The following is an 11,920-nucleotide window of genomic DNA, read 5'->3' as shown; positions in this document are numbered from 1 at the left end:
TTAGCACTATCAAGCCGTTCGTGAAAGAAAGACCGTCCATTCTTCCAACAAAAAGAAGCAGTGACACGGAGTCACTGCCTCTTGTTCACCGACGGCGTTTCGACACCGGCGGTTGCAAAATTTCACTCCATACAATCGCTTGCCGAACTTGATTCGTCGACATGCGTGGTTGTGGCCGTGACTCGGTCACCTCGGTAATCGGTGGAATCTTGACGGTCTGTTCGAACTGGGCACTCACGTGCGGCAGTTCTTCCTGTCGACGTGGTGCATGTCGGTCTGTCGTTTCGACCGGTGCGGCGACACGGCGGCGCAGTTTCTGAGGAGCCGGTTTATCTTGATTGTTGCGCGGCTCGTCAAACGTCGCCTCAACTTCTTTCATCATGTCACCGACCGTATCGAGATACCGCTTCAAATCAGTGCTAGGCGGCCGTTCTCCAGTAGATGATGATTTCTCCATCCGCTTCATGACCGCCGAGGCGATCCCGAAGGCGGCTAGGAGTAGTACCCAGAGTCCATCCATTCCGGTCACTCTTTGTCAGATTCGACAGGGTGACCGATGGCTTTGCGCATTTCCGTATCAGCTTGGACGTTCAAGTAGTTGACGTAGTCCATGACACCGAGTTTGCCGTGACGAAGGGCGTCTGCCATCGCGAGCGGGACTTCCGCCTCGGCCGCGACGACTTTGGCGCGCATCTCTTCGACCGACGATTTCATCTCTTGCTCACGGGCAATTGCCATCGCGCGGCGTTCTTCTGCTTTCGCTTGCGCGATTTTCTTATCTGCTTCGGCTTGGTCGGTCTGGAGGACCGCCCCAATGTTTTTACCGATATCAATGTCAGCGATATCGATCGATAGGATTTCAAACGCGGTCCCTGAATCAAGACCTTTCGTCAATACGGTACGTGAAATCATATCTGGGTTCTCCAAGACGTGCTTATGGTTGTGCTGTGAACCAATCGTCGAGACGACCCCTTCACCGACACGGGCGATAATCGTCTCTTCCCCGGCACCACCGACAAGACGGTCGATGTTGGCACGGACCGTGATTCGAGCTTTCGCCTTCACTTCAATCCCGTCCATAGCCACACCGGCGATGAACGGTGTTTCAATGACTTTCGGGTTGACAGACATTTGAACCGCCTCTAACACGTTACGGCCGGCAAGGTCGATTGCCGCGGCACGTTCGAACGATAATTCGATATTGGCACGGTGGGCCGCAATCAAGGCGTTGACGACACGGTCGACGTTACCACCGGCCAAGAAGTGACTCTCAAGCTGGTTCGTGTTCAAACCGATGCCGGCTTTGACCGCTTTGATAAGCGGGTTGACAATTTTCGATGGCACGACGCGACGGAGCCGCATCCCGACCAATGTGAAGATCGAGACGTGAACGCCAGCCGCGAACGAGCTGATCCACAGCCCGACCGGTACGAACGTGAAGAATACGGCGAGCGCAATCAATCCTCCACCTGAGATGAGTAAAGTGGTCAATAATTCTGGTGTCATTCTGTTACATCCTCCTTCGGCTCTATAAAGCTACGGACGACGACGCGTCCTGAATCGACTTTATATACCTGAATTTTAGTTTGCGAATCGAGATAGCTACCTTCAGTCACGACATCAATCCGTTCTCCGTCAATCTCAGCGGTACCTGCCGGGCGAAGCGGCGTCAACGTGACCCCGACTTTTCCGAGCAACTGTTTGCGGTCATCGTGGGACAGATACCCTTTATCTGATGACGTCGAATCGGTCAAAATCAACCCTTTATACATGAGCGAACGATTGGACTGCAGGCGACGATATGCCCAAAAACCGAGTCCAGCGACGATGGCCGTGGCTAACCCGAGTGACAACCACAGTTGTCCGATGGTTGCACCCGCCATAATCAAACTGGCGACGACCGCCCCAATCCCAAGCACGCCGAACAATCCAAAACCGGCAACGAACACTTCAATTCCTAGAAGGACGATTCCGACAAAAAACACCGTCAGAATCACTCCGAGACCAAATGTCATCGTATTGCTACCCCCTTCCGAGTTACAAAGCTACCTCTTATCTCTAGTGTATACGAAACAAGTTCGGTTTTGGTTTCAGAATACGCAAAAAAGACAGAAACTTTTGGTTTGACCCAAAAATCCCTGTCTCTCTCATTAATTCGTCAATTGTTGTTTGACAATGCGGTTCACAAGACCACCGTCTGCCTTGCCTTTAACTTGAGGCATGACGACGCCCATCACCTTACCCATATCCGACGGGCCTGTAGCATTCGTTTGAGCAATAGCTGCTTTTACGATCGCCGTGACTTCATCTTCAGAAAGTTGTTCAGGCATATAGGCCTCTAGTACGACAATCTCGTCAGCTACTTTAGAAGCAAGGTCTTCACGACCAGCGCTTTCGAATTCTCGGAGGGAGTCTCTGCGCTGTTTCATCTCTCGGTTGAGCACCGTGAGTTCCTCTTCCTCAGTTAGATCTTGTCGACCAAATTTGATGGCCTCATTTTGGAGCGACGCTTTGACCATCCGGATCGTCGTGAGACGATCTTTCTGTTTCGCGCGCATGGCTTGCTTCATGTCGTCCGTCAAGCGTTCTTGAAGACTCATGAGCTAACACCCTCTCTACAAATGAAACTGAAATTAGAATTTCTTACGCTTACGCGCAGCTTCTGATTTCAATTTACGTTTTACGCTTGGCTTTTCGTAGTGACGACGTTTGCGAACTTCGGCAAGAGTGCCATCTTTCGAAACACCGCGTTTGAAACGACGAAGAGCGTCTTCAAGCGATTCGTTTTTACGGACACGAGTTTCCACTAGTTTTCCCTCCCTCCGAATTACACGACTAAGGAAACGTGTTTCACACGTCATAACATATTATAGTGAAAGTAAGTCGTGCGGTCAACTACTAGTTATTAATAGTCGCTGTCTGAACGTCCGCCAGTGACGATGGCGATTCCAGCCGATGCGCCGATGCGCGTCGCGCCGGCATCGATCATCGCTTGTGCGCCTTCGAAATCACGGACGCCACCTGAAGCTTTAACGCCGAGATCTGGTCCGACCGTCTCACGCATGAGGCGGATGTCTTCAACTGTCGCGCCGCCTGTCGAGAAGCCAGTCGACGTTTTCACGAAGTCTGCGCCTGCTTTGACTGAAAGCTCAGCCGCTTTTTTGATTTCTTCTTTCGTAAGGAGGCACGTCTCGAAGATGACTTTGACGAGTGTCCCGTTTGCGGCTTCGACGACAGCACGGATATCGCGTTCGACGAGGTCGAAGTCGCCGTCTTTCATGGCACCGATGTTGATGACCATATCAATTTCGCCTGCGCCGTTCGCGATCGCGTCTTTTGTTTCGAACGCTTTCACTTCTGGCGTGTTGGCTCCGAGTGGGAAACCGATGACCGTACATACTTTGACGTCGTCATCTGATTTGAGTTGTTCCGCCGCGTACTTCACCCATGTCGGGTTGACACAGACGCTTGCGAATTTATATTCGAGCGCCTCGGCACAAAGTTTTGTCACTTGATCTTTCGTTGTCTCTGCCTTCAAGGCTGTGTGGTCGATATAACGTGCTAATTCCATCGTAAAATTCCTCCTCTGATGTATCGGTCTGACATATAGGTCTGACATCTAACATATTATCATGTTTTCTTGAAATGTAACAGCTTTCAATTTAGACGAGTTGACGACGTTTTCGCGTCTGCACCCAACTGTTCCAACTAAAGAAGAAAATGGCAATCCATATACACGTGAACGCAAAAATGTGATAGCCCGTGAACGGTTCATTATAGAGGATGACCCCGATCGCGAGACTGAGCGTCGGTGCGATGAATTGAAGAAACCCGACGAGCGTGAACGGGATATGTTGCGCCCCGTACCCGAACAAAAGTAGCGGCAAAGCCGTCATCACGCCTGTCCCGACCAAGGCAACCCAAATGACCGGTTCAGTCGTCATCGTCAATCCGCCCTGTGACGTCTGCCAGCCCAAGAAAATGATGGCGACCGGCACGACCGCGAGCGTCTCGATACCGAGGCTGACCGTCGAGGCAAGTGGACGGCGTTTCTTTACCATCCCATAAAACCCGAACGTACTGGCCAGGATGAACGCGATCCACGGGAACGACCCGTACCCAAACGTCAAGACGAGCACACCGATCGCCGCCACGGTCACCGCCAGCCACTGCACTCGATTTAATGATTCCCGAAAAACAAGCACGCCTAACACCATGCTGACGAGCGGATTGATGTAATAGCCGAGTGACGCTTCGATGATATAGCCGTGATTGACCGCCCATATGTACACGAACCAGTTGGCACTGACGATAAATCCGTTCAACATGAAGGCGTTCCGTGTCGCCCGGTGTCGGAGCGCATAGTTGAACTCGGTCCACTGTTTCGTCCATTTCAAGACGAGTAAGATGAAGAGGAACGACCAGACGATGCGATGGGCCAAGATTTGACCGCTCGGTATTTCCTGCAAAAACTTCCAATAAATCGGTAGGACGCCCCACATGACGTAGGCCCCGACCGTCGGCATGACGCCTTTGTTCACTCTGTTCACCCGCTCTCGTAATCAATTATCGTCAGTGTAGTCGATGCGATTCGGACATTCAAGCGAATTCTTTCATCCTGAACACGACAAAAGAGGTGCGCTCGCGAGCACACCTCGAATCACTATGCAGCTTAGTTCGGAATCGTCGCCACGGCCGCGAGCGCCTGCTCCAAATCTTCAATCAAATCTTGTACATCTTCGAGGCCGACCGAGATGCGGACGAGCCCGTCCGTAATCCCGAGCTCGAGACGGCGCTCCGCTGGAATTGACGCATGGGTCATCCGGGCCGGGACACTAATCAAGCTCTCGACTGCGCCGAGACTCTCGGCGAGGGTGAAGTACTTCGTCTTCGCGACGACGAGTTCGGCCGCCTCGGCTGAACCGACGTCGAAGGCAATCATGCCACCGAAGCCGCGTGCCTGTGACAAGTGAACCCGCTTCGCTTCTTCGCTACCGACGCTCGGATGCAGGACACGGCTCACCGCCTCGTGCTTCGTCAAGTAATCGACAAGAGCGAGCGCATTCGCTTCAATCTCTTCCATGCGGACTGCGAGCGTCTTGATACCGCGGACGACAAGGAAGCTGTCTTGCGGTCCAAGCACCGCGCCGACTGAGTTTTGCAAGAACGCCAAGCGCTCCCCAAGCTCTTCCGTGCGGGCGACGACGAGACCGGCGACGACGTCGCTATGGCCGCCCAAATATTTCGTGGCACTATGAAGCACGTAGTCCGCCCCGAGTTCGATTGGGTTTTGGAAATACGGTGTCATGAACGTGTTATCGACGACGAACAGGACGTCCGCTTCGTCGGCAATGGCGCGGATAAGGCGCATGTCGGTCACGTTCAACAACGGGTTCGTCGGTGTCTCGACGTAAATCATTTTCGTGTTCGGTTGAAGTGCTTCCCGGACCGCTTGCGTATCGGCCGTATCGACAAAAGATGCCTCCAAGCCAAGTGATTGAAATACTCGATTGAATACACGGTACGTTCCCCCATATACATCAGAACCGACGATGACGTGGTCCCCTGATTTCATTAACATTAAAATCGTCGAGATGGCTGCCATCCCAGAACCGAATGCGAATCCATTGGCACCACCCTCGATATCGGCGATGAGCGTCTCGAGCGCCGTCCGTGTCGGGTTGGCCGTACGCGAATATTCATACCCTTCGCGAAGATTGCCAATGCCATCCTGCTTATACGTGCTCGTCTGATAAATCGGTGGTGTGACGGCTCCCGTCAACGGGTCCGTCGTTTTACCGCCGTGAATGAGTGCTGTTTTTGTACGCATATTCTGCCTCCTTGACTATTCCTTGACTTAAATAACGTTCAACGCTGTCCGGTAAGATCGTCACGATGACCCCTTCCGTCATCTGAGCCGCTTCTTGCACGCAAGCCGCGATGGCCGCGCCGGATGAACTTCCGACGAGCAATCCTTCTTGCTTGGCCAGATGGGCGACATAATAGAACGCCTCTTCGTCTGTGATCGTATAAATCCCATCGACGAGGTCGCGCGGTAAGAACGCCGGCCATGACTCGACGCCGATGCCTTCTGTCTTGTGCGGACCTGGTTCTCCGCCATTTAAAATCGACCCTTCCGGCTCGACGACGATCGTCTTCGTCCCGTTCGGTCGCAATTTGCTCGCGACACCTGTGAACGTACCGCCGGATCCGGCCCCGGCGACAAACACATCGATGTTCGGGAGGTCGGCCTGAAGTTCAAGGGCGAGCGTATCGACGTACGCGTCCGGATTGTCCGGATTCGAGAACTGTTCCGGCACATAGGCGCCATGTTCGACGGCGAGCTCTTTCGCCCGCGCGATAGCGCCTTTCATCCCGAGCTCCGTCGGCGTGTTGACGACGGTCGCCCCGAGTAGTGCCATCAACGCCTGCTTCTCTTGACTGAACTTCTCCGGAGTGACGGTCATCAACTGGATGCCGTGACGTTGACAGGCGAGCGCGAGCCCGATTCCGGTGTTCCCGGCCGTCGGTTCGACGACCGTTCCCCCGCGTTCAAGTTGTCCACGTTCAAGCGCCCGTTCAATCAATTGTAGACCGAGCCGGTCCTTGACGCTTCCGCCCGGATTCATCATCTCGAGCTTACCGTATACTTTCACACCCGGCGGCACCGGCAACGTCCGCAATTCGAGTAGAGGCGTCTCCCCAATCAATTCATAGACGCTTTGGACAATCATTTTATGCTTCGTCCTTGAAGATGATGTGCCACTCGTCACGCTTAGCGAGCATATCGGCCGCGAGCTTCTTCGCGCCCTCGAAATCGTGATGGTTCGCGCTTCCGCATTGAATCGGGTTTTGTGCCGGTAACTCCGTCGCATTTGCTGCGTCGCGGAGTGTCGCTTCGACAAGGTCGAGCATCGCTTCGTAATCCCCATCATTCAACATCGTCCAATAGAAGCCTGTCTGGCAACCCATCGGTGATACGTCGATGATTTGGTTCGAGTGGCTGCGGCTGTTTTCTGCAATCAAGTGCTCGAGCGAATGGACGGCCCGCATCGGCATGAGACCCTCGTTCGGTTGAATGAAGCGAATGTCATATTTATAAATCGTATCGGCCGTCCCTTTCTTCACTCCGGCTAGACGGACGTATGGGGCTTGTACTTTTGTATGGTCTAAATTAAAGCTTTCGACTTTATAACTTTTCATGATTGAGTTCCTCCTGTTTGTTTCGTGGCCACGACGAGCCAGACGAATTTATTCTTTTGCGTCAGGCTAACCGTGTAGCCATTTGCTTCGAGCATCGCTTGAATTGTTTGCGTATACGGGTAATACTCTCGATTCAAATCCTCGAGTAAATCGGTATAGCCGTTCGCTTCGGCCCAGTCCAAGATGTCCCGTTTCGCCGATTGCGAGGCGAACATCGTATCGAGCAAGACGAAACGGGGAGCGTCGAGATGATCGACATAACTTCGAATCGCCGTCCGTTTCTCGTCATCCGTCAAATGATGGAACGCATAGGACGACACGATCGTATCGACCTGTTGATCCGTCGGATAGTTAAGGAAGTCACCGTCGACGATATCGAGTTGTAACTTCTCGGCCGCGACGGCGCGCATTTCTGGAGAGGGCTCCACCGAAATCAATTCGTGGCGCTCCAAGATTTTTGCGCTCAAGTTCCCTGTCCCGCTGCCGAACTCCATGACCCGACCTTCTAATTGGTCGACGACCTCACCGAGCATCGTCTCGTATCCGGCGAACACTTCACGATATTGTTCGTCATGTCCGGTCACGGTCGCGTCGTATTCTGACGCCCATTCTTTAAAAATGTCCATGAATTGTAATCCCATGCTGTCACCTCATCATCTTTATTCAGACTATATCGATAAGTTTTATATGATTTATCTACTTCAGACCGTATCAACTTCTATCTGAAATCTCAAGTATTTTGTCCGTTTCATGTTAAAAGCTTCATTTTTTGAGACTTGGAGCTCAAAACTGAAAAAAGACCTATGTGCCAATATGAGCACATAGGTCCAAAGTAATTGTCAGAATCTTTTAATTTGTTCAAATTCATTACCCTATCGTTTAAAAAACAGGCAGATTTCCACATTATAATCCGCTATCATTTTCCACAAATGGATTTATTTTTTCAAAAAACGATTGGAGGATACCAAATTGCCACAACCAAAATTTTATTTGAACGTCTCCCTCGCGACATGCCTCGCGTTGACCCCTGGCCTACTCGGCCTCGGTGCTGAACCCGTTCTAGCCAAACCAAGCGTCAAACAAAGTGTGAGCACGACCGATAAGCATGAGAAGTTACGTGTCGTCGTCGAACTCGTCGGTGCCCCGGCAATCGAGCAAGCGAAGAAAAAAGGTAAGAAATTTAACGAGTTGACGAAAACGGAGAAAGACGGTGCCCAAAAGCTCGTCAAAGCCGAACAGAAGAAAGCGAAAGCCGCTATCTCGAAAAAAGGCGTCAAAGCCGTGACACTCGAAGAGTTCACGACCGTCTTCAACGGTTTCAGTACGATGCTGACGGCAACCGACGTCAAGAAGGTCGAGGCGTTGCCTGAAGTCGCAAACGTCCACGTCGTCAACGAGTACGAACGTCCAGAAGTCAAACCGGACATGGTCACGAGCAATGGCATGGTCCAATCACAGCAGACATGGGGCGATTACGGGTTCACGGGTGAGGGCACAATCGTCGCTGTCATCGATACAGGCGTCGATGCCGACCACCGCGATTTCCGTCTCACGGATGACTCAAAAGCCGAGTTGTCTCAAACAGAAGTCGAGACGGCCGTCAGCACGTTCGGCATGCCTGGTGCTTACATAAACGAGAAAGTCCCATACGCCTATAACTATTACGATGAGAACGATGACATCCGTGACGATTCACCTGGCGCCTCGATGCACGGGATGCACGTCTCCGGTACGGTCGCCGCCAATGGGGATGAAGCGGCCGGTGGCTTGAAAGGGGTCGCACCTGAGGCCCAAGTGCTCGGGCTCAAAGTATTCAGTAACGATCCGAACTACGCTTCGACATATGGCGATATTTACATCAAAGCGATCGATGACGCCATCAAGCTTGGTGCGGACGTCATCAACATGAGCCTCGGTTCAACGGCCGGTTTCGTCGATGCTGACTCACCGGAACAACAAGCCGTGCAACGCGCCGTCGATAACGGTGTGTTCATGTCCATCTCAGCAGGGAACTCGGCCTATTTTGGGAACGGCTACGACCTCCCGTACGCCAACAACCCGGACACGGGCGTCGTCGGGGCTCCGAGTGTCAGCTCGGCATCGACATCGGTCGCTTCACTTGAGAACGATCAAATCCAATTGGATGCGTTCTCGATCAAGTCAGGTGACGCTACCGATAAGATCGGTTGGAAAAAACAAGACGGTCCCGCCTTCACCCAAGGTGACTACGACCTCGTCTACGTCGGCGACGGCCAACCGAGCCAATACGTCGGAAAAGACGTCAAAGGAAAAATCGTCCTCGCGGTCCGCGACGGCAGCTACTTCTATTCAAACATTCAACAGACAGCCGAAGCGAACGGCGCAGCTGGCGTCATCGTCCGTGGAGCCGTCGGTCACGGCGATTATGTGAGCATGGCGCTCTCGAACCCGAAAATCCCGATGGCCTCGCTCAGTATCAAAGACGGGAACACGTTGCAACAACGTCTCCTCGCTGGTGAACAGATGACAATCGGTTTTGCCGGCGATCGCCTCAGCGTCGTCAACGGCGCGGCTGGTCAACTCTCGAACTTCACGTCGTGGGGCATGACGCCAAACCTTGACTTCAAGCCGGAGATCTCGGCACCAGGCGGTCAAATCTTCTCGACGTTGAATGATAACCAATACGGCTTGATGAGCGGTACCTCGATGGCCGCGCCTCACGTTGCCGGTGGAGCCGCCCTCGTGCTCGATCGTGTCGACCGTGACTTCAACTTGACGGGCACGCCACGTGTCACGATGGCGAAGAACTTGCTCATCAACACGTCGAAAGCGGTCACGGATATCGGACCGCTCAACAAACAGTTGAAACAGAACCTTCCGTATACGCCGCGTCGTGGTGGAGCCGGTCTCATGCAATTGCATGCTGCCGTCTCGACACCGGCGATCGCGTACGAGAAGAAGACGAAAGAAGCCAAAGTCGCGCTCAAAGAATTGAACCGCAGCAAGGCGACGTTCACGCTTGTCGTCGAGAACTTGTCGGACAAGGCCGTATCGTATAACGTGTCTTCTTCACTCCAAACCGATCTCGCCATTGAAAAGACGGCCGGACTCGTTCAGAACGCGATGGAAGCACAAGCGCTCGAGAATACAAAAGTGACGGTCAACGGTAAGAAAGTCAGCACGGTCAAAGTAAAACCGAACGCGAAAGTAGAGCTCAAAGTCGTACTCGACGTCTCGAAAGCGCAAGTGCTCAATCCGAAAACGCTTGACGGTCTCGTACCGGCGAAAGATGTCTTCGAGAACGGTTACTTCGTCGATGGATTCGTTCGCTTGACGGACGTCAACGGTCCTGAGGGCAACCCGTCACTCGTCGTACCGTTCGTCGGTTTCGAAGGAGACTGGGGCAAGGCGCCAATCTTCGATGCCTCGATCTATGAAGACGGCTCGTTCTATGAAGTGTCAGGTATGGTCGATCAAACAGGGAACTATCTCGGTTCGAACCTCGACCAATCGGTCTCTGCCGACGCGATCGCCTTCTCACCGGACAAAGATGGCTCAAAAGATGTTGCCGTACCGGTGTTCTCGTTGCTTCGTAACGCCAAGGACGTCAAGTATCGCATCGTCGACGAGGCAGGTAATGTCGTTCGGACGTTATTCCAAGACGAAGCGCTTCGCAAGAACTACTTTGATGGCGGTGCCAACACACCTTATTACTATTCGGCCGCTTATACATGGGATGGCCAGTTAAACGGCAAACCAGCCCCGGCCGGCAAGTACTTCTATGAAATCGAAGGAAGTATCGATTACATGAAGAAACAAGCCCAGACGCTCCGCTTCCCGGTCAAAGTCGATTACACGGATCCAACGTTCACGACGAAATGGCAAGGAGACAGCTTGGCCGTCCAAGCGAAAGATGAATTCTCTGGAGTCCATTCGGTCGAGTACTTCTTGAACGGGAAATCCGTCGCCAAGCAAGCGGACGGCAAGGCCTACACGTTCACAGGCGTCAGTGAGGCTGATCAAGTCAGCGTTCGCGTCGTCGACCACGCCGGCAACAGCACGACGAAGACGGTCGCTTACTCGACAGACGCGGATAAGCCAGGCGTGTTCGTGAACGCCCCGCTCGCTTTGACACCATATGCGACAGCGGTCGTCCCGGTCGCAGGAACGATTCAAGATGCATCGGCAATCCAGTCGTTCCAAGTCGACGGTGTTGACGTGCCGCTCACATGGGACGATGCGAAGAAAGAACACGTCTTCAATACGACCCGGACGTTCGCGGACGGTGTCCATAAATTACGGTTCGTCGCCGAAGATGCGGCCGGCAACGTGGCCAACTTCCAACGCGCGATTTTCGTGGACACGACACCAGCCGTGATTGAACTCGGAAAACTGCCGAAGAAGATTAGTAAAAAACAAACGTCGGTCGATGTCAGTGTGACTGTGAAAGACAACTTCGATGAAGTGAAACTCGTCGTCAACGGTGACTTGAAATTCAGCCAAGCGCTGAAAGCCCCGTATGAGATGCGTTCATTCACGAAAACACAGACGGTCACGCTTCCTGTGACATCAGGTGAGAACACGTTCACGTTCGAGGCGACCGACCTCGCCGGTAACGTGACAACGAAGACGATCACACTCGTCAAATAATGAATTCGACAGGCTCGAGTCCAAATCGCGAGCCTGTTTTTTTCTTGATAAAAATAACGGCTCCCGCATACGCGAGAGCCGTTTGACG

12 protein-coding genes are annotated in these 11,920 nt (G+C 52.9%); 1 reads left to right on the top strand and 11 read right to left on the bottom strand.

Going from position 1 to position 11,920, the window contains the following annotated elements:
* Positions 1–85: 85 nt before the first annotated feature.
* The 11 genes from NMQ00_RS06165 to NMQ00_RS06115 all read right to left on the bottom strand — a co-directional run bounded on the left by NMQ00_RS06165 (position 86) and on the right by NMQ00_RS06115 (position 7,844).
* Positions 86–520, bottom strand: coding sequence for a hypothetical protein (locus NMQ00_RS06165; RefSeq protein WP_255178370.1), 435 nt, complete (start codon positions 518–520; stop codon positions 86–88).
* A 5-nt stretch (positions 521–525) separates the two neighbouring features.
* Positions 526–1,506 carry a flotillin-like protein FloA gene (gene floA, locus NMQ00_RS06160; protein WP_255178369.1) on the bottom strand — a complete coding sequence of 327 codons (981 nt, stop codon included), beginning with the start codon at positions 1,504–1,506 and terminating at the stop codon, positions 526–528.
* On the bottom strand, positions 1,503–2,015 hold the full coding sequence (locus tag NMQ00_RS06155) for an NfeD family protein (RefSeq protein WP_255178368.1): 513 nt from the start codon (positions 2,013–2,015) through the stop codon (positions 1,503–1,505). The genes floA and NMQ00_RS06155 overlap by 4 nt, the downstream gene beginning before the upstream one ends.
* A 135-nt stretch (positions 2,016–2,150) precedes the next feature.
* Positions 2,151–2,600, bottom strand: coding sequence for a GatB/YqeY domain-containing protein (locus NMQ00_RS06150; RefSeq protein ID WP_021065683.1), 450 nt, complete (start codon positions 2,598–2,600; stop codon positions 2,151–2,153).
* Positions 2,601–2,633: 33 nt separating this feature from the next.
* Positions 2,634–2,828 carry a 30S ribosomal protein S21 gene (gene rpsU, locus NMQ00_RS06145; RefSeq protein WP_029334745.1) on the bottom strand — a complete coding sequence of 65 codons (195 nt, stop codon included), beginning with the start codon at positions 2,826–2,828 and terminating at the stop codon, positions 2,634–2,636.
* A gap of 77 nt (positions 2,829–2,905) precedes the next feature.
* Positions 2,906–3,571 (bottom strand): deoxyribose-phosphate aldolase, encoded by a 666-nt coding sequence (gene deoC / locus NMQ00_RS06140; RefSeq protein ID WP_021065682.1) that lies wholly within the window; start codon positions 3,569–3,571, stop codon positions 2,906–2,908.
* Between the two features lie 91 nt (positions 3,572–3,662).
* Entirely contained in the window at positions 3,663–4,550 is an 888-nt protein-coding gene (gene rarD, locus NMQ00_RS06135; protein WP_255178367.1) for an EamA family transporter RarD, read from the bottom strand.
* Positions 4,551–4,672: 122 nt separating this feature from the next.
* Positions 4,673–5,830, bottom strand: coding sequence for a bifunctional cystathionine gamma-lyase/homocysteine desulfhydrase (locus NMQ00_RS06130; protein WP_255178366.1), 1,158 nt, complete (start codon positions 5,828–5,830; stop codon positions 4,673–4,675).
* Positions 5,796–6,734, bottom strand: coding sequence for a PLP-dependent cysteine synthase family protein (locus NMQ00_RS06125; protein ID WP_255178365.1), 939 nt, complete (start codon positions 6,732–6,734; stop codon positions 5,796–5,798). The genes NMQ00_RS06130 and NMQ00_RS06125 overlap by 35 nt, the downstream gene beginning before the upstream one ends.
* Position 6,735: 1 nt before the next feature.
* Positions 6,736–7,203 carry an S-ribosylhomocysteine lyase gene (locus NMQ00_RS06120; RefSeq protein ID WP_021065678.1) on the bottom strand — a complete coding sequence of 156 codons (468 nt, stop codon included), beginning with the start codon at positions 7,201–7,203 and terminating at the stop codon, positions 6,736–6,738.
* Positions 7,200–7,844, bottom strand: coding sequence for a class I SAM-dependent methyltransferase (locus NMQ00_RS06115; protein ID WP_255178364.1), 645 nt, complete (start codon positions 7,842–7,844; stop codon positions 7,200–7,202). The genes NMQ00_RS06120 and NMQ00_RS06115 overlap by 4 nt, the downstream gene beginning before the upstream one ends.
* 328 nt (positions 7,845–8,172) lie before the next feature.
* Here NMQ00_RS06115 and NMQ00_RS06110 point away from each other — a divergent pair, with 328 nt between their 5' ends.
* Positions 8,173–11,832, top strand: a complete 3,660-nt coding sequence (locus tag NMQ00_RS06110) for a S8 family serine peptidase (RefSeq protein ID WP_255178363.1) — start codon at positions 8,173–8,175, stop codon at positions 11,830–11,832.
* The last annotated feature ends 88 nt before the right edge of the window (positions 11,833–11,920 follow it).

It is taken from the genome of Exiguobacterium aurantiacum, assembly GCF_024362205.1.
In the GTDB taxonomy this organism is placed as follows: domain Bacteria; phylum Bacillota; class Bacilli; order Exiguobacteriales; family Exiguobacteriaceae; genus Exiguobacterium; species Exiguobacterium aurantiacum_B.
This window is presented reverse-complemented; position numbering and strand designations above follow the sequence as displayed.